Genomic DNA, 16,452 nt, shown 5'->3' with positions numbered 1-16,452 from the left:
ATCCTTGTATTTTTCAGTTTGTTACTGACTACTGTTATGTAAGTGAAACTTTGTTGAGAGTGATTTAGCAGATTTCAATCGCGATAGCGGTAGCCTCGCCACCACCAATACAAAGCGATGCAACGCCACGCTTACCACCAGTTTGTTTTAGCGCATGAATCAAAGTGACAAGGATTCGATTGCCACTTGCGCCTATTGGATGCCCCAGCGCACAAGCCCCTCCGCGCGGGTTCACTTTGCTCTCGTCCAGTTCGAGAGCTTTCACCGCGTATTGAGTCACGACAGCAAAAGCTTCATTGATTTCCCAAAGGTCCACGTCTGATTTGTCCCAGCCCGTTTTTTCCAGCAGCGATTCAATCGCGAAGACCGGTGCGATGGTGAACTCATCAGGCTGTCTTGCATGCGTGCTGTACGCGACAATTTTGGCTAGAGGCTGAAGGTTTTCCTGACGACCAAACTCACTATCGACTAAGATCATTGCCGACGCACCATCCGAAATGGAACTAGAGTTTGCTGCGGTTACCCCGCCATCTTTGGCAAACGCAGGGCGTAAGGTAGGAATTTTAGTGACGTCGAGTTTGCTCGGTTGCTCATCATCTACAACCAAGGTTTCGCCGCGTCGACTTTTTACGTTAACGGGCACGATCTCTTCTTTGAACAAACCTTGTTCGATTGCTTGCTGCGCACGAGTCACCGACTGCTGCGCCCAGGCATCCATACTTTCACGGCTGAACTGATACTTTTGCGCCGTCTGTTCTGCAAAGACACCCATCAGCTCGCCTTGGTAGGCATCCTGCAAACCGTCATAAAACATGTGATCAAGCACTTGCTCGTGACCTAAACGGAAACCATCACGCGCTTTCTTTAATAGATAAGGAGAAGACGACATGTTTTCCATGCCACCAGCGATGACAGCATGCGCATTACCAGATTGAATAAGGTCATATGCCAGCATCACGGTTTTCATACCCGATCCACAAACTTTGTTCAGTGTCGTACAACCAATCGATTGTGGCATTTCAGCTTTAAGGCTTGCTTGTCTTGCAGGCGCTTGCCCCACACCAGCGGGTAAAACGCACCCCATCAACACTTCGTCTATTTTGTGCACATCGAGTTGGCTTTCGGCTAGCGCCCCTTGAATGGCTTTCGCACCGAGTTCCGTGACATCTGTTGAAGCTAATGCACCTTGAAAAGAGCCGATAGGCGTTCGCTTAGCGGCAACAATCCATGTTTCATTTTTCATTCCATTAACCTTTTGTTGACGTTTACGTCATAACTATACTAACATTTACGTTAACGTCAAGTTTGAGGTTATTGTTTGTTCGAGTGATTCTTTGATTTCGAGTAAATGCGAGTGATATCAAGGCTCAAGAGTGGATGTTGTTTGTTTACTTTAACGTTAACGAATTGTATATTCATGTAAATGTTATACGAAAGTCGTAAGGTTAAGGAATGAACACATTTAAGATCAGCGAGCTCGCGAAAGAGTTCGACATTACTACTCGAAGCATTCGCTTCTACGAAGATTTAGGTCTCCTAACTCCAGAACGTAAAGGCAACACTCGAATCTACAATGGTCGTGATCGAATTCGACTAAAACTGATTTTGCGAGGTAAGCGATTGGGCTTTTCTCTTGCAGATATCAAAGAGTTATTTGAACTCTACGATACCGATCAAAGTACTGAGCAGTTGAACTATATGATTCGGTTGATCGAAGAGAAGAAGGCAGCATTGCAACAGCAAGCAAACGACATTCAAGCGGTAATGATGGAGTTAAATGCTGCGCAGTTGCGATGCCAAAACACACTGAGATCCATGAAAGGCGAAAAAGTCACCTAACACCTCAACTCTGGGATGTAGGTGACGTAAAGGCAAGGACACGCAATGAAATCTACCTACTCTTCCCTGAACTTTGTTTATGACGAAAATACCGATTTGCTTCGCGAGCAAATCAATAGTTTTGCTGCAAGAGAAATTGCGCCGCTAGCGCAATCTATCGACCAAACTAACGACTTTCCAAACCATCTTTGGTCCAAATTAGGTGACATGGGTCTTTTAGGTGTGACCACCAGCGAAGAGTTTGGTGGTGCAGGCATGGGCTATCTCGCCCACGTTATCGCTATGGAAGAAATCAGCCGAGCATCCGCTTCGGTTGCGTTAAGTTACGGCGCTCACTCCAACCTTTGCGTCAACCAAATCCACCGTAACGGTACACAAGCGCAAAAAGAGAAATACCTACCTAAGCTCATCTCCGGTGAACATATCGGCGCCCTTGCTATGAGTGAACCCGGCGCCGGCTCTGATGTGGTCTCTATGCAGCTTAAAGCCGAACGTAAAGGCGATATTTTCCTATTAAATGGCAACAAAATGTGGATCACCAACGGCCCTGATGCACACACCTATGTTGTCTACGCAAAAACCGACCCAAGCCAGCACTCCAAAGGCATCACGGCATTTATTGTGGAACGCGGATTCCCTGGATTTACTCAAGCACAAAAACTCGACAAGTTGGGTATGCGCGGCTCGAATACGTGTGAGCTGGTCTTCCAAAACTGCGAAGTCCCTGCGGAAAATATTCTCGGCGAAGAAAACCAAGGCGTGAAAGTATTGATGAGCGGCCTCGACTACGAACGTGTGGTGCTTGCAGGCGGCCCACTTGGCATCATGCAGGCGTGTATGGATATCGTTGTGCCTTACATTCACGACCGTAAACAGTTCGGTAAATCCATCGGTGAATTCCAGCTAGTTCAAGCAAAAATCGCGGATATGTACACACAAATGAATGCCGCTAAAGCGTATGTTTACGCCGTCGCTGCCGCTTGTGATCGCGGTGAAACCACACGTAAAGATTCTGCTGGCGCGATCCTCTACAGCGCAGAGCTGGCAACCAAGATGGCACTGGATGCGATTCAACTACTTGGCGGTAACGGCTACATCAACGAGTTTGATACGGGCCGTTTGTTGCGAGATGCCAAGCTGTATGAAATCGGTGCGGGCACTTCAGAAATTCGCCGCATGCTTATTGGTCGCGAATTGTTTAACGAAAGCGCCTAATCATCATACCTAGGCGGTTCGAACTCGAAACAACTTCCTTATTCAATCTAAATCTTATTCAACCTAAATAAAGACGGGTGGTGACACCCGTCTACCGAATGGAGATCGGCTATTTATGGCTTGTTTGACGACCAATATTAACACCCATTCAGAGCAGTATCAGGAAAACTACCGCTCTATGGCATCACTTGTAGATCAACTTTATACCGTGACTGCGCAAATCGAAGATGGTGGCGGTGAGAAAGCCCGCGAGCATCAGCAGAAGAAAGGCAAACTTCCGGTACGTGAGCGCATTCTTGCCCTACTCGACCCTGGTTCGTCCTTTCTAGAAATTGGTCAATTTGCTGGCTGGGATGTGTATCCAGATTACGTTCCATGTGCTGGAGTGGTTGCAGGTGTGGGTGTGATTGACGGCACTGAGTGCATGATCGTCGCGAACGACGTGACGGTAAAAGGCGGCAGTTACTACCCACTCACCGTGAAAAAGCACTTAAGAGCACAAGAAATTGCAGAAAAATGCCAACTGCCGTGTGTTTACTTAGTCGACTCTGGCGGTGCTAACCTCCCCCGCCAAGATGAAGTCTTCCCAGATAAAGACCATTTTGGCCGTATTTTCTACAACCAAGCCCGTATGTCGGCCAAAGGCATTCCACAAATTGCGGTGGTCATGGGGCTATGTACCGCTGGCGGCGCTTATGTTCCTGCCATGTGCGACGTATCCATCATAGTCAAAGAACAAGGCACGATTTTTTTGGCAGGTCCTCCTCTGGTAAAAGCGGCGACAGGTGAAGAAGTCAGCGCGGAAGATCTTGGTGGCGCAGACGTTCACTGCCGTACCTCGGGTGTGGCGGACTATTACGCAGAAAATGATCACCACGCGTTAGAGTTGGCAAGACAAGCGGTTTCACAAATCAACCACTTGAAACCCGTTCAACTCAAGCAAAAAGCACCACAGGAACCACGCTTTCCTGCGCAAGAGCTGTACGGCATCGTCGGAACCGATCTTAAAAAGCCGTTTGATGTTAAAGAGGTCATTGCCCGAATTGTTGATGATTCCCAGTTCGATGAATTTAAAGCCTTGTTCGGCGAAACCTTGATCTGTGGCTTTGCCCATATTCACGGTATGCCGATTGGCATTGTCGCTAACAACGGCATTCTATTTTCGGAATCAGCACAAAAAGGCGCGCATTTTATTGAGCTGTGCGCACAACGCAAAATTCCTCTGCTCTTCTTACAGAACATCACGGGCTTTATGGTCGGTCAGAAGTACGAAGCCGAAGGCATCGCCAAACATGGTGCGAAAATGGTAACTGCTGTTGCGTGTGCAGACGTGCCGAAGTTTACCGTAGTGATTGGTGGCTCGTATGGCGCAGGGAACTACGGCATGTGTGGCCGCGCTTATGATCCAACCATGATGTGGATGTGGCCAAACGCGCGCATCTCCGTCATGGGTGGAGAGCAAGCGGCTGGCGTGATGGCGCAAGTGACCCGCGATATCAAAACTCGCAAAGGTGAAAGCTGGAGCGTAGAGGAAGAAGAAGCGTTCAAACGTCCAATTGCGGAGCAATATCAGACTCAAAGCCATGCATACTACGCCAGTGCACGCCTGTGGGACGACGGCATTATTGACCCTGCGAAAACCCGTGATGTTGTCGGCATTGCTCTGTCTGCTGCGCTTAATGCACCGATACCAGACAGCAAATTTGGCATCTTCCGTATGTAGTCGGATGCAAGGCAAACCTTAACTCCTCGCGAATACCGATGTTTATACAAGTAACGGTTAGCGAGTATTGGAATACAGACTGAAATGTCAGACAAAGGAAGTCACATGACCGGACTACTGCTCGAAAAAGACAGCAATGGCGTTGCCTGGTTGAGCCTCAATCGACCAGAGAAACACAACGCGTTTAATGATGAATTAATTGCTTCACTTATCGAAATCTTGGAAAAACTTGATAGAGACGACTCTCTACGTGCATTGGTACTAACGGCGCAAGGTAAACACTTTTCTGCGGGTGCGGATCTTGGCTGGATGCAGTCAATGGCCGCCAAAACCGAAAGTGAAAACCTGCAAGATGCACAGCAACTAGCAAAACTTTTGCATACGCTGGATACCTTTAGCAAACCAACCATTGCTATGGTGCATGGCGCTGCATTTGGCGGCGCACTTGGGCTTATCTGCTGCTGCGATATCGCTATTGGTACACCTGAAAGCCGCTTCTGTTTGAGTGAAGTGAAGCTCGGTTTGTTACCCGCCACCATCGGACCTTACGTAATCCGAGCGATTGGACAACGACAAAGCCGACGCTACTTTTTAACCGCGGAACTGATTGATGCCGAAACCGCACTATCGATGAGTATTCTTCATCAGATAGACGCTCAACCACGTGAAGCCGTCAATCGCACCATTGATCACCTGCTTAACAACGGTCCACAAGCCATGCAGGCAGCAAAAACGCTCTGCTTACGTTGTGACAATCAACCTATCGAGCATTCATTAATTGAATACACCAGCCAAGCTATTGCAACCGCCCGCGTGTCCAGCGAAGGACAAGAAGGACTGAGTGCATTTTTTGAAAAGCGCGCCGCCAATTGGAGGAATCATGTTTAAAAGAATACTGATCGCAAACCGCGGTGAAATTGCCTGCCGAATCATTAAAACCGCAAAAAGCATGGCTATCGAGACGGTTGCCGTCTATTCCGAAGCGGATCGCAGCAGCTTACATGTTAAACAAGCGGATTTCGCTGAATTCATTGGCCCCGCTCCTGCGAGTGAATCGTATCTCGATATCGATGCAATTATCGGCGCTGCGAAAAAATGGCAAGCCGATGCTATCCACCCTGGGTATGGTTTTCTTTCCGAGAACCCGAAACTGGCGAAAGCGTGCAGCGAAAATGGCATTGTTTTTATTGGCCCTTCCACCAGCGCAATTGAAGCAATGGGTTCGAAGTCGCAAGCCAAAGCCATCATGTCTGAGGCGAACGTGCCCTTGGTTCCCGGCTATCACGGCACAGACAACAGCGTAGAGCACTTATTAGCGGAAGCTGAAAAAATCGGTTACCCAGTGATGCTTAAAGCAACACAAGGTGGCGGCGGCAAAGGCATGCGAGTGGTCAACAGCGCAGCCGAAATGCCGCTGGCTATCGACGGAGCGCAGCGTGAAGCACTTTCAAGCTTTGGCGATAAGCAGCTTCTAATCGAAAAATGCATATTGCAGCCTCGCCACGTTGAAGTTCAGGTATTTGCTGACCAACATGGCAACTGTGTCTATCTTTCTGATCGCGATTGCTCCATTCAGCGTCGTCACCAAAAAGTAGTCGAAGAAGCACCAGCTCCCGGTCTTAGTGATGAACTGCGTAAACAAATGGGTGAAGCTGCGGTTCAGGCCGCTCAAGCGATCGACTATGTTGGCGCTGGCACGGTGGAGTTCTTGCTCGATAGCCGCGGTGAGTTTTACTTCATGGAAATGAATACTCGTCTGCAAGTTGAACACCCTGTTACTGAATTGATCACCGGTGTTGATTTGGTGGAGTGGCAATTAAAAGTCGCAGCTGGCGAGCATTTACCTATTTCGCAATCTGAAATCACCCACAACGGTCATTCAATTGAGCTGCGAATTTACGCAGAAGATACAGACAATGACTTTATGCCGTCGACTGGCCGCATTGATTACTTAAAAGAACCCGTATCAGACAGTAGTGTGCGCCTAGCGTGCGTACGCGTTGATAGTGGTGTTACCCAAGGCGATAGCATCAGCGAATATTACGATCCAATGATCAGCAAACTGATCGTCTGGGGGCAAACTCGTGATATCGCTCTAAAGCAGATTAAGCAGGCGTTAACTCAATATCACGTACGTGGCGTAACGACAAACATTGGTTATCTGCACAGTATTATTTCGCAGCCAGCCTTTGCCGAGATTGAGCTCGATACAGGTTTCCTCGTAAGACATCAACAAGGCATAAATGAGCAGCAAGACGTCTCGGATTCAATCTGGCTTACATTGGCGGCGGTTGCTCGTTGGAATGATCTCATTTCAAAATCAGACAGCTCAACGTTACCCGCGCCAACCAAACGAGGTTTTAGACTGTCAGTTGACAACGTTTACCGATTTAACTTCACGGATGCCAATGCCAACCATCAGGCACGTTTGCAACAATCATCGCAAGATACAGGATCTCACTTCACTGTCCGATGCGGCGAGGAGCTGCATCAGGTCATCCTGCTTGAAAGTGACAACCAGTTTATCGTCGATATTGATAATGTGCGTTACACCTTTAATGCACTTAGCAACGAACAAAAGACAACACTATTTTATCTTGGTCAGCAGCGCACGTTCGCTCATCAACCTAACTTTGACTCTGCAAAAGATGTAGATGATGAACTAAGTCCAACCGCACCACTCAACGGCATAATTTCAGCAGTTATGGTGGCTAAAGGTGACGAAGTGGCGGCGGGCGATCCGCTTTTGGTACTCGAAGCAATGAAAATGGAATACACCATCACGGCTCCGGTCGCAGCAACAGTCGACGAATTGTTTTATCAGCACGGGGACCAAGTACAGCACGGTTCCATACTGCTGAATTTGTCTTTGATATCGGATAACGTCAGTGAAGATAAGGAGCGCGAATATGCTACCAGCGAAGGTTAATATCGTCGAAGTCGGCGCTCGTGATGGTCTGCAAAATGAAACGGCAGTGACGCTGGTTGATAAAATCCGTTTGATTAACCAACTAAGCAGCAGTGGCTTAAAGCATATTGAGGCGGGATCTTTCGTCTCTCCAAGGTGGGTGCCTCAAATGGCCGATTCCGATCAGGTGTTTGCTGGTATCTCAAAAAAGCCTGAAGTGGTTTATAGCGCGCTCACACCAAATCTCGCAGGGTTAGAACGTGCGCTGGAAAGCGGTGTAAAGCGAATTGCGGTGTTTGGCTCCGCTTCAGAAACGTTCAGCCAGAAGAACATCAACTGCAGCATTACAGAAAGTCTCGCTCGATTTGAACCCGTTATCGAATTGGCGAACCAGCACAACATTCCTGTACGCGGGTACTTGTCTTGTACCATGGTGTGTCCATATGAGGGAGTAATCAAGCCAGAGCAAACTACCAAGGTCGCCAATACGTTGTTTGATATGGGATGTTATGAGATTTCGCTCGGTGATACTGTCGGTAAAGCAACGCCTAATCGCGTTATCGCCATGCTGGATTCGTTGTTAACGCTACTGCCAAAAGACGCGCTCGCGGTACATTTTCATGACACCTATGGACAAGCTTTAGCCAATATTTACCAAGCCTTGTTAATGGGCATCAACACCATTGATAGTGCGGTTGCTGGTTTGGGCGGCTGCCCTTACGCGAAAGGTGCCAGTGGCAATGTTGCAACGGAAGATGTACTTTATCTGTGTGAGCAACTTGGGATTGAAACAGGCGTTGACCTTGGCGTCATCAATGAAGCGGGTTGGCAAATTTGCCGTGCGTTAGGAAAGTCTCCTGCTTCTAGGGTCGCATTAGCTCTGGGCGATCCGTATAGCTTGTAAATCATCAACAACCAATCAGGTAATGTATTTCAACGGGCATGCAGACGTACGTGCCCGTTTTTTGTTGTTACTCATAAAAACCTTAACGCTCAACGGTCTTCATCACATTAATTAGTATCTGATTTCAGCTACAATTTAGTTTCAAACCGAACATATAAAACAGGATCAGGTAAATGCTCATAACATTTCGTTGTCGAAGCCACTCAAACGTCACAATGTTTGGTGATATTGCATTAGATATGCTCAAAATGATGGGTCACAGCGGCACGGTGCCGGGATCAATTTCCGCTCAAGATGTTCCTGACGCGCTATCAAGATTAACTTCTGCTCTATCTGCGAAAAATGCAGCTGAAGAAAACCTCCCTACTGATGTAGACGAAGAGGAAGAACAAGCAGAGCCCGCGGTAAGCCTAGGACGCAGAGCGTTTCCACTGATTGAGTTGCTAAAATCAGCAATCAAAGAAGAATGCGAAGTCATGTGGGACAACCAATAACGCCTTCAAACTGGTTTCTAGCGAGGTGAATCCGTGTTGTGACCGCCTCGCTATGGTTACTCGACACCAAGATAAGAACACCAATACCGCTTATCGCCCTATCCGTTTCTCTCCCTAGACAACTTAATTTGCCCATCAATGTGCACATCTCGTTGTGGAAACGCGATTTCAATGCCGTGCTTTTCGAAAGCTTCGTAGATTTCAAAACGCATGGCACTTGCGACCGAGCGAATACCGCCCTCAACCGTTGAGTTAATCCAAAAATAAGATTCGAAGATCAAAGCATTGTCACCAAAGTCTTGAAAAAACACATCTGGCGCTGGCGAACTCAGAACTTGCGCTTGCTGCGAAGTCACTTCCGCCATTAAGGCAGCAACCTGTTTGACATCGCTCCCATACGCGACGCCGACGACGACCGAGCCACGAACTAATCTGTCGCATAACGTCCAGTTGATCACCACGTTCTCAATCAACTGACTGTTGGGTATGAGCATATGAACACCATCGGTTCGTCTGATTCTCGTTGAACGTGTATTTATTTGCTCGACAGTGCCTTTGGCGCCCTCAACCTCTAAAAAGTCCCCAATTCGGATTGGCTTTTCACCAATCAAAATCCAGCCACTTATGAAGTTGTTAATGATGTTTTGCGCACCAAAACCGAAGCCGATAGCGATGGCACCAGACAGAAAGGCGAACGCGGTGATTGGCACATTGATCATCGAAAGTGTGGTCATAAAAATAATGGCGAGAGCGATGACAAATAATATCCGTTTAACCAAATGAATCACGTTTGGGTCTTTCCCCGATGAAGACATTCTTGACGTAACGGTTTTGATCAAAATTTTGGATAACCATAAAGCGACAATGACCCATGTCGGCACCATCAATATCGCCCACAACGTGATAGGTTGTTCGTTAAAGGTAAACAGTGTTGTTTCTAAAAATGAAATGACCCGTTCGAACATAAAGTGCTCACTCTTGATTCATCGTTGCCAGCAAGCCAGAGCGCATAAGTCTTATATTTTTAGCCCAATCGATAGCGCAAGCGGCTCAATTAAGTTCTTCTTATTAACTATATAGTAATCTACGTAAAACGCTTCGAGTGGTTTCCCACTTTGGCTTCAACCGATTAAGCCATTTAGGGAGTACGTCTTTGTGAACTAAACGAGCCAATCAACCAACTTGAGACGCAAGGAAAATCAGTGATAACTTTCTGATTTTTAAGCATCAAATTTTCACTTCGAATCACTCTCACTTATTATGCACCTTATTGCAAATAACATTGATGGAATGATTGTCATGTCAGAACTGACTCGGATGCGCTCTGGAGAAACCTATAATTGTCTGGATGAAGAACTAAAGCTAATGCGCGCCAAAACCGCGCAGCTTGTCTTCCAATTTAACCACGAGCCAAACCCAGATATACGTAGACAACTATTGGCAGAAATGGGCGTCCAATTAGAAAACAGCGCCTGTATAGAGCCACCGCTTCAACTTACCTACGGTTGTCACCTGTCCATCGGAGAAAACACCTACATCAACTGGGATGCCATTATTCTGGACAATGGGCAGGTTGAGGTTGGCGCGAACGTCATGATTGGGCCTAGAGTGCAAATTTACACAGCCGCTCATTCACTCGATACACAAAGACGCTTATCCGGAGACGAGATCGCCAAACCGGTAACAATTGGCAATAACGTTTGGATTGGTGGGGGCGCCATCATACTGCCAGGCGTGACCATTGGCGATCAGGCCGTCGTTGGCGCTGGCTCTGTCGTAACCAAAGACGTTGCGCCGGGCGATCGAGTCGTTGGAAATCCGGCGCGCTCCATTAAACCCAAAAACTGAAGAAAGTGGCTATTTCGCCAAATGATCGCGAATAATATTGGCAAGCAGATTGAGAGCATGAACGTATTTGTCATTGAGCTCAAAAGAAGCGTTAAGACGAATACAGTGATCGTATTGTTCTGTCAGGCTGAACATCTTTCCCGGTGCGATGCTGATATTACCTTTTAGTGCTTCTCGATATATCGGCAAGGCATCAATATGCTTAGGAAGCTCTAGCCAAATAAAGTACCCGCCGCTTTGGCTTAACACGTTGACTGCTTCAGGTAACAGCTCACTAAGCAGATCCGTCATCTTACTTTTACGTTCAAACAGCTTTTTCCGTAACTGCTTCAAATGCGATTCATAATTGCGGCTTGTTAAATAGTGCACCAATGTCATTTGCACTGGTGCACTCGTCGCTAATGTACTCATTAACTGTAACTTTTGTACCTCTAGCGCCCGCTTTCCTGCCGCAACCCAACCAATACGTAGCCCTGCGATTAATGATTTTGAAAACGAGGAGCACAACATGGTATTGCCCGTGTCATCAAACATTCTTAGTGGGTAAACCGAGTCATTCTCGGCATGCAGTTCGCTGTACACATCATCTTCAATTACTGGCACGTTATATCGCTGTGTCAGTTCAATCAGCTTTTGTTTTTTCTCGTTGGAGAGCGTAAAACCCAGAGGATTCTGGAAGTTCGACATAAGCCAGCACGCTTTCACATCATGCGTTTGCAGCGCTCGCTCCAATGAGTCTAGGTCAATGCCCGTGACTGGGTCTGTTCTTACTGAGAGCGCTTTCAAACCTAACCGCTCTAAGGATTGCAAAGCGCCATAGAATGCAGGCGACTCCACAACCACCCAATCTCCCGGTCTTGTACAAGCTTGCAAACTGAGCGTTAACGCCTCCAGCGCGCCTGCCGTAATGACAATTTCATCGGGTGAAATTTCAATGCCTTTCGCAGCATAACGCTTCGCGATGATGGTGCGTAATTGTTCGTTTCCCGGCGGTAAGTTATCAAAGGTGGTGGAAATCGGCATATTGCGAGCGGCTGCGCTCATCGCCCGATTCACGTGATATCTTGGGTACAAACTTGGGTCTGGATAGGCAAAGCCAAAATTGATCATGGATGGATTTTTACTCGCCTGCAGAACATCAAAGATAAACTCATTGATGTCTACCTGCTCTGTCCACGAAACCGCGGCTGGCGCTTGGGGTTCATTTGAACTCTTAATATTGGGCGCGACTCGATAACCAGAGCGCGGCTGTGACGTCACCCAGCCTTGAGATTCCAGAATTTGATACGCGTGCAACACCGTCATCAAGCTCAAACCCGAGTGTTCAGATTGGCGACGCAGCGAAGGCAGCTTGTCACCCGGATGCCATATCCCCGATTTTATCTGCCTTTTAAGCTGTTCCACTAACTCTTGATACTTCGCCAAACGCAAATCCCCTTCCATAAAGCCGAATTCAAAATAATAACACTTCAATATTTAATCTGTTATAGGTTTATAGTCACTGTCTGTACCTACTTCCCTCATTCCGCTCCTTTTAAAATAGCTCTCTCATAAAACTTAAAAGATCAAAGGAAGTTTAATGTTTGGCCTCGACGCATTTATGCTTGCACGGATACAGTTCGCCTTTACGGTATCCTTTCATATTATTTTCCCCGCTATCACCATAGGTTTGGCCACCTATCTCGCCGTGCTGGAAGGCTTATGGCTAAAAACACGTAATCCCGATTACCAAAAGCTCTATCACTTCTGGTCGAAAATTTTTGCGGTTAACTTTGGAATGGGTGTTGTATCTGGTCTTGTCATGGCCTATCAATTCGGCACCAACTGGAGTGGTTTCTCCGACTTCGCTGGTTCTATCACAGGCCCATTACTGACTTATGAAGTGTTAACGGCTTTCTTTCTCGAAGCCGGATTTCTTGGCGTAATGCTGTTTGGGTGGCGTCGCGTCGGCGAAAAGCTGCACTTTTTTGCAACCTCGATGGTGGCGTTAGGAACGATCATTTCGACGTTCTGGATTCTCGCCTCCAACAGTTGGATGCAAACGCCACAAGGCTATGAAATTGTCGACGGACGTGTGGTGCCAACCGACTGGTTTGCTATCGTTTTCAATCCTTCATTTCCTTATCGTTTGGCGCACATGAGCGTCGCGGCTTTCGTCAGTTCAGCACTCTTTGTAGGCGCGTCAGCCGCTTGGCATTTATTGAGAGGCAATCAATCGACTGCGGTAAAAACCATGTTTTCGATGTCGCTCGGGATCTTAGTGTTCCTTGCGCCACTCCAAGCCGTGATTGGCGATGTGCACGGGCTAAACACTCTGGAACACCAGCCCGCCAAAATCGCTGCCATCGAAGGACATTGGGATAACAGCGATGGCAAACCAACCCCATTGATATTGTTCGGCATGCCAAACATGGAACAAGAACGCACAGACTATGCCTTAGAAATTCCTGTTTTAGGAAGTTTGATCCTACGCCACAGTTTAACTGAGCCAATCCCGGCGCTGAAAGACTTCCCGAAAGAGGAACGACCGAACTCACCTATCGTCTTTTGGTCATTTCGAATCATGGTCGGGCTAGGACTTCTGATGATTTTTCAAAGCTTCTACAGCATATGGTTACGAAAAAAGAACACGCTTTATACTTCGCGTTGGTTCCTCAAGTTTTCATTGTTTATGGGGCCATCTGGTCTTATCGCAATACTCGCTGGCTGGTTTACGACAGAGGTTGGTCGGCAACCTTGGGTCGTGTATGGCGTACAAAAAACGCGTGATGCGGTTTCTGCACACGGAGACCTACAAATGAGCATCAGCCTGCTGTGTTTCCTTGTTGTATACAGCTTGGTATTTGGCTTTGGTTATTACTACTTGATCCACCAAATCAAGAAAGGCCCCGATGCAATCGAACACGATGAGCACGACATGACGACCGTTTCAGGCCGCATCTAGAATTTGTCACAAAGTGAAGGTAGAAAATATGCATTTTGATTTATCCGTGATTTGGTTCGCGATCATTGTTTTTGCCACTTTGATGTACATCATCATGGATGGCTTCGATTTGGGTATTGGAATACTGATGCCCTTCATCAAGGATGAAAAACAAAAAGACGTCATGGTCAACAGTGTCGCGCCAGTTTGGGACGGCAACGAAACTTGGATTGTGCTTGGAGGCGCATCTCTATTTGGCGCTTTTCCGATGGCTTACGCGGTAATAATTGAAGCGCTAACCATCCCTTTGACGTTGATGTTGATTGCTTTGATCTTTCGTGGCGTAGCGTTTGAGTTTCGCTTTAAAGCATTGGAAAACCACTTAAAGTTCTGGGATCGCTCTTTTATGGTCGGCTCGATTTTAACCACGTTTTTCCAAGGCACAGTTGTTGGTGCGGTAATTCAAGGCTTTGCGGTGGAAAACCGCGTCTTCGTAGGTAGTCAACTCGACTGGCTCAGCCCTTTTCCCATCTTTTGTGGTTTGGGTTTAGTCGCAACGTACGCGCTGCTTGGTAGCACATGGCTCATCATGAAGACGGAAGGTGAACTGCAAAACACGATGTACCGCTTCACTAACAAAACACTACTGGCGATGATCTCCGCATTAGTCATTGTGAGCACTTGGACTCCACTTGCTTACCCTGCCATTGCGGAAAGATGGTTTTCTCTGCCTAATTTGTTCTACTTACTGCCCGTACCTGCCATTACTGGGCTGGTATGTTTGAAGATTGCCGACTCCGTTAAAAAGCGTAAAGAGCGCAGCCCTTTCGTGATGGCATTGGTGATCGTGATTCTCGGGTTCGCTGGGCTTGGCATCAGTATCTGGCCAAATATCATTCCTCCTAGCATATCAATATGGGAAGCAGCGGCTCCTGCAAGCAGTCAGCGCTTTATGCTCGTTGGAGCAGTGATCATCATCCCGATCATTCTGGCTTACACCTTTTGGAGTTATTACGTCTTCTCTGGAAAAGTGAAAGAAGACGAAGCGTACCATTAACGAGTTGATAAGGAGTGAGTATGAAAATCAAAAATTGGTGCCGACAATGGGCTTGGATGGTTGGAATTTGGGTCGTTAGCGTCGCTGCATTAGGGTTAGTGTCTATGTTATTTCGCGTCATGATGACCGCTGCAGGGTTAAAATCTTAGCGCGGCATTTTTAAGTCAATAAAAAATGGATGCCTCTAGATCTTGTGTAAGAGCTAGAGGCGTTGAACCTAATACTCAATCTTAATGAAAAAGCCAAGCGTTAAGAATCTACTCAAAACATTCTTTCATAAGTCTACATTGCCTGAAGTCGTTCATGCATGCTTACGAGATCAAAAGGTTCAAGCTTTTTCGCAATGCTCAGTAATGCTTCCTTTTTATCTTGCGGTAAACTTTGAAACTTCGACTCTAAACGTAAATCCACTTTGCTAAAAAGTAGCTTTCTAATTTGACTAGCTTTTGCCTTTGATAATTGCAATCCATCATTATCGGAGGTTTCAATTATCATGATAATTCTTGCTAAATCACTGAATTCATCATCAGAGCATAAATAAAGTGATTGTTTGTATAAATAGCCAACCGAAATTTCAAAATCAATATTAAGCGCTTGAATCTGACTGACAATGTTTTCACTCATATCACTTTGAGAAGCAGAGTTGATACAATCATCAAATCGCCTTTCAAATGTAACAAATCGATTATTGAGCTCGTCCAACATAGTCGTATCTTTTGCGAATGATTCTATAGGTAAAACCAATAAGAACATTGGCAGTAGGTATTTTTTCAGCGACCGGCTATTCACAATCAAGTCCTTCTTCTAAAAAACTTTCATGCGGTGTTGGTGCAAGTGTTGCTTTCAAATTCAAGTCCATTAAACTCGCCAAATGGCTTTCATTAAACTCTGATAGCTTTTGCAGCTTTAGACTGGCTTCATTAAACTCTTGGTAGAACTTATCAGGTTGAGGTATCACGACTGTTTTTATGTTTGCTCGTGTTGCCGCAAGCATGCCCGAATAAGAGTCTTCAAAGGCAATACAGTTACTTGAATCTACACCTAGTTTATTGATTGTTGAAAGGTAGACATCTGGCTCTGGCTTACCCTGCTCTACATCGTCTGACGATGATATCGCGTCAAAGTAACTGGCAATACCGAGTTTGTTCAAAATGATGGGAATGAGTTGATAAGGTGAATTAGTAGACAACCCTATCTTAAGCCCTTTTTCCTTAAGCAATTTGAGTGTTTCTGTAACACCCTCTAATTCGCATCCTTTTTCAATTATTAATGCCTCCACTTTATCCACAACAGCATTCTCTACTTCCTCTAGGCTCTTTTCTTGCCAAGGATTACGTTCATACCAAAACCTTGTTACTTCACCTGTCGTCATAGTTGCAGTCTGCTTTGACAGCACTTCGGTCACTTGGACACCAACTGATGAAAACACCAGCTTTTCCGCTTCCTTCGACAAAGGTTCTGAATCAATCAGCAACCCGTCCATATCAAAGACCGCAGCGTATATCATTGGTACATCCTCAGTAAGTTCTATTCGTGGAGTA

General features: G+C 46.5%; 16 protein-coding genes. 11 read left to right on the top strand and 5 right to left on the bottom strand.

Annotated elements, in window-relative coordinates; all coding sequences use genetic code 11:
* Nucleotides 1-64: 64 nt before the first annotated feature.
* Complete coding sequence (locus R7M92_RS04275) at nucleotides 65-1,243, bottom strand: thiolase family protein (protein ID WP_046264876.1); 1,179 nt, start codon at nucleotides 1,241-1,243, stop codon at nucleotides 65-67.
* A gap of 209 nt (nucleotides 1,244-1,452) precedes the next feature.
* Between R7M92_RS04275 and R7M92_RS04270 the strand changes: the two genes are divergently transcribed.
* The 7 genes from R7M92_RS04270 to R7M92_RS04240 all read left to right on the top strand — a co-directional run bounded on the left by R7M92_RS04270 (nucleotide 1,453) and on the right by R7M92_RS04240 (nucleotide 9,083).
* Nucleotides 1,453-1,839 carry a MerR family transcriptional regulator gene (locus tag R7M92_RS04270; RefSeq protein ID WP_005373242.1) on the top strand — a complete coding sequence of 129 codons (387 nt, stop codon included), beginning with the start codon at nucleotides 1,453-1,455 and terminating at the stop codon, nucleotides 1,837-1,839.
* A 45-nt stretch (nucleotides 1,840-1,884) separates the two neighbouring features.
* Entirely contained in the window at nucleotides 1,885-3,054 is a 1,170-nt protein-coding gene (locus R7M92_RS04265) for an isovaleryl-CoA dehydrogenase (RefSeq protein WP_005373245.1), read from the top strand.
* A 115-nt stretch (nucleotides 3,055-3,169) separates the two neighbouring features.
* Nucleotides 3,170-4,777 (top strand): carboxyl transferase domain-containing protein, encoded by a 1,608-nt coding sequence (locus tag R7M92_RS04260; RefSeq protein ID WP_262627204.1) that lies wholly within the window; start codon nucleotides 3,170-3,172, stop codon nucleotides 4,775-4,777.
* Nucleotides 4,778-4,882: 105 nt separating this feature from the next.
* Nucleotides 4,883-5,665 (top strand): enoyl-CoA hydratase-related protein, encoded by a 783-nt coding sequence (locus R7M92_RS04255; RefSeq protein ID WP_258460939.1) that lies wholly within the window; start codon nucleotides 4,883-4,885, stop codon nucleotides 5,663-5,665.
* Complete coding sequence (locus R7M92_RS04250) at nucleotides 5,658-7,706, top strand: acetyl/propionyl/methylcrotonyl-CoA carboxylase subunit alpha (RefSeq protein ID WP_213969773.1); 2,049 nt, start codon at nucleotides 5,658-5,660, stop codon at nucleotides 7,704-7,706. Before R7M92_RS04255 ends, R7M92_RS04250 begins: the two co-directional genes overlap by 8 nt.
* Nucleotides 7,687-8,589, top strand: a complete 903-nt coding sequence (locus R7M92_RS04245; RefSeq protein ID WP_062731026.1) for a hydroxymethylglutaryl-CoA lyase — start codon at nucleotides 7,687-7,689, stop codon at nucleotides 8,587-8,589. Before R7M92_RS04250 ends, R7M92_RS04245 begins: the two co-directional genes overlap by 20 nt.
* Nucleotides 8,590-8,762: 173 nt before the next feature.
* Nucleotides 8,763-9,083, top strand: a complete 321-nt coding sequence (locus R7M92_RS04240; RefSeq protein WP_005373256.1) for a DUF1840 domain-containing protein — start codon at nucleotides 8,763-8,765, stop codon at nucleotides 9,081-9,083.
* A 98-nt stretch (nucleotides 9,084-9,181) separates the two neighbouring features.
* Here R7M92_RS04240 and R7M92_RS04235 read toward each other — a convergent pair whose 3' ends face one another.
* Entirely contained in the window at nucleotides 9,182-10,048 is an 867-nt protein-coding gene (locus R7M92_RS04235) for a mechanosensitive ion channel family protein (protein WP_005373258.1), read from the bottom strand.
* Nucleotides 10,049-10,382: 334 nt separating this feature from the next.
* Here R7M92_RS04235 and R7M92_RS04230 point away from each other — a divergent pair, with 334 nt between their 5' ends.
* On the top strand, nucleotides 10,383-10,931 hold the full coding sequence (locus R7M92_RS04230) for a sugar O-acetyltransferase (protein ID WP_318132787.1): 549 nt from the start codon (nucleotides 10,383-10,385) through the stop codon (nucleotides 10,929-10,931).
* Nucleotides 10,932-10,940: 9 nt separating this feature from the next.
* On the opposite strand, the gene R7M92_RS04225 is transcribed toward R7M92_RS04230, so the two are convergent.
* Nucleotides 10,941-12,374 carry a PLP-dependent aminotransferase family protein gene (locus R7M92_RS04225; protein WP_005382689.1) on the bottom strand — a complete coding sequence of 478 codons (1,434 nt, stop codon included), beginning with the start codon at nucleotides 12,372-12,374 and terminating at the stop codon, nucleotides 10,941-10,943.
* A gap of 136 nt (nucleotides 12,375-12,510) precedes the next feature.
* Between R7M92_RS04225 and R7M92_RS04220 the strand changes: the two genes are divergently transcribed.
* From R7M92_RS04220 to R7M92_RS04210, 3 genes are read left to right on the top strand one after another with little or no spacing between them, the layout of a single operon-like run.
* Nucleotides 12,511-13,875 carry a cytochrome ubiquinol oxidase subunit I gene (locus R7M92_RS04220; RefSeq protein WP_318132785.1) on the top strand — a complete coding sequence of 455 codons (1,365 nt, stop codon included), beginning with the start codon at nucleotides 12,511-12,513 and terminating at the stop codon, nucleotides 13,873-13,875.
* 28 nt (nucleotides 13,876-13,903) lie between these two features.
* A complete protein-coding gene (cydB, locus tag R7M92_RS04215; protein WP_258483393.1) occupies nucleotides 13,904-14,911 on the top strand; it encodes a cytochrome d ubiquinol oxidase subunit II in 1,008 nt (335 codons plus the stop codon).
* 20 nt (nucleotides 14,912-14,931) lie between these two features.
* On the top strand, nucleotides 14,932-15,060 hold the full coding sequence (locus R7M92_RS04210; RefSeq protein ID WP_005373267.1) for a DUF2474 domain-containing protein: 129 nt from the start codon (nucleotides 14,932-14,934) through the stop codon (nucleotides 15,058-15,060).
* 133 nt (nucleotides 15,061-15,193) lie between these two features.
* Here R7M92_RS04210 and R7M92_RS04205 read toward each other — a convergent pair whose 3' ends face one another.
* Together R7M92_RS04205 and hxpB are read right to left on the bottom strand one after the other, a co-directional pair.
* Entirely contained in the window at nucleotides 15,194-15,700 is a 507-nt protein-coding gene (locus R7M92_RS04205; RefSeq protein ID WP_054574663.1) for a hypothetical protein, read from the bottom strand.
* Nucleotides 15,693-16,418 carry a hexitol phosphatase HxpB gene (hxpB, locus tag R7M92_RS04200; protein ID WP_318132783.1) on the bottom strand — a complete coding sequence of 242 codons (726 nt, stop codon included), beginning with the start codon at nucleotides 16,416-16,418 and terminating at the stop codon, nucleotides 15,693-15,695. Before hxpB ends, R7M92_RS04205 begins: the two co-directional genes overlap by 8 nt.
* Nucleotides 16,419-16,452 lie beyond the last annotated feature (34 nt).

This window comes from Vibrio sp. Vb2880 (assembly GCF_033337975.1).
GTDB lineage: Bacteria > Pseudomonadota > Gammaproteobacteria > Enterobacterales > Vibrionaceae > Vibrio > Vibrio alginolyticus.
The sequence above is the reverse complement of the archived record's forward strand: the minus strand, read 5'-3'. Positions and strand labels throughout refer to the sequence as shown.

What these genes read in the sequence shown, in the direction of transcription:
- R7M92_RS04220 (WP_318132785.1), top strand. Translation starts at nt 12,511, where the DNA reads ATGTTTGGCCTCGACGCATTTATGCTTGCACGGATACAGTTCGCCTTT.
- R7M92_RS04235 (WP_005373258.1), bottom strand. Translation starts at nt 10,048, where the DNA reads ATGTTCGAACGGGTCATTTCATTTTTAGAAACAACACTGTTTACCTTT.
- R7M92_RS04260 (WP_262627204.1), top strand. Translation starts at nt 3,170, where the DNA reads ATGGCTTGTTTGACGACCAATATTAACACCCATTCAGAGCAGTATCAG.
- R7M92_RS04270 (WP_005373242.1), top strand. Translation starts at nt 1,453, where the DNA reads ATGAACACATTTAAGATCAGCGAGCTCGCGAAAGAGTTCGACATTACT.
- R7M92_RS04240 (WP_005373256.1), top strand. Translation starts at nt 8,763, where the DNA reads ATGCTCATAACATTTCGTTGTCGAAGCCACTCAAACGTCACAATGTTT.
- hxpB (WP_318132783.1), bottom strand. Translation starts at nt 16,418, where the DNA reads ATGATATACGCTGCGGTCTTTGATATGGACGGGTTGCTGATTGATTCA.
- R7M92_RS04225 (WP_005382689.1), bottom strand. Translation starts at nt 12,374, where the DNA reads ATGGAAGGGGATTTGCGTTTGGCGAAGTATCAAGAGTTAGTGGAACAG.
- R7M92_RS04265 (WP_005373245.1), top strand. Translation starts at nt 1,885, where the DNA reads ATGAAATCTACCTACTCTTCCCTGAACTTTGTTTATGACGAAAATACC.
- R7M92_RS04230 (WP_318132787.1), top strand. Translation starts at nt 10,383, where the DNA reads ATGTCAGAACTGACTCGGATGCGCTCTGGAGAAACCTATAATTGTCTG.
- R7M92_RS04250 (WP_213969773.1), top strand. Translation starts at nt 5,658, where the DNA reads ATGTTTAAAAGAATACTGATCGCAAACCGCGGTGAAATTGCCTGCCGA.
- cydB (WP_258483393.1), top strand. Translation starts at nt 13,904, where the DNA reads ATGCATTTTGATTTATCCGTGATTTGGTTCGCGATCATTGTTTTTGCC.
- R7M92_RS04275 (WP_046264876.1), bottom strand. Translation starts at nt 1,243, where the DNA reads ATGAAAAATGAAACATGGATTGTTGCCGCTAAGCGAACGCCTATCGGC.
- R7M92_RS04245 (WP_062731026.1), top strand. Translation starts at nt 7,687, where the DNA reads ATGCTACCAGCGAAGGTTAATATCGTCGAAGTCGGCGCTCGTGATGGT.
- R7M92_RS04255 (WP_258460939.1), top strand. Translation starts at nt 4,883, where the DNA reads ATGACCGGACTACTGCTCGAAAAAGACAGCAATGGCGTTGCCTGGTTG.
- R7M92_RS04210 (WP_005373267.1), top strand. Translation starts at nt 14,932, where the DNA reads ATGAAAATCAAAAATTGGTGCCGACAATGGGCTTGGATGGTTGGAATT.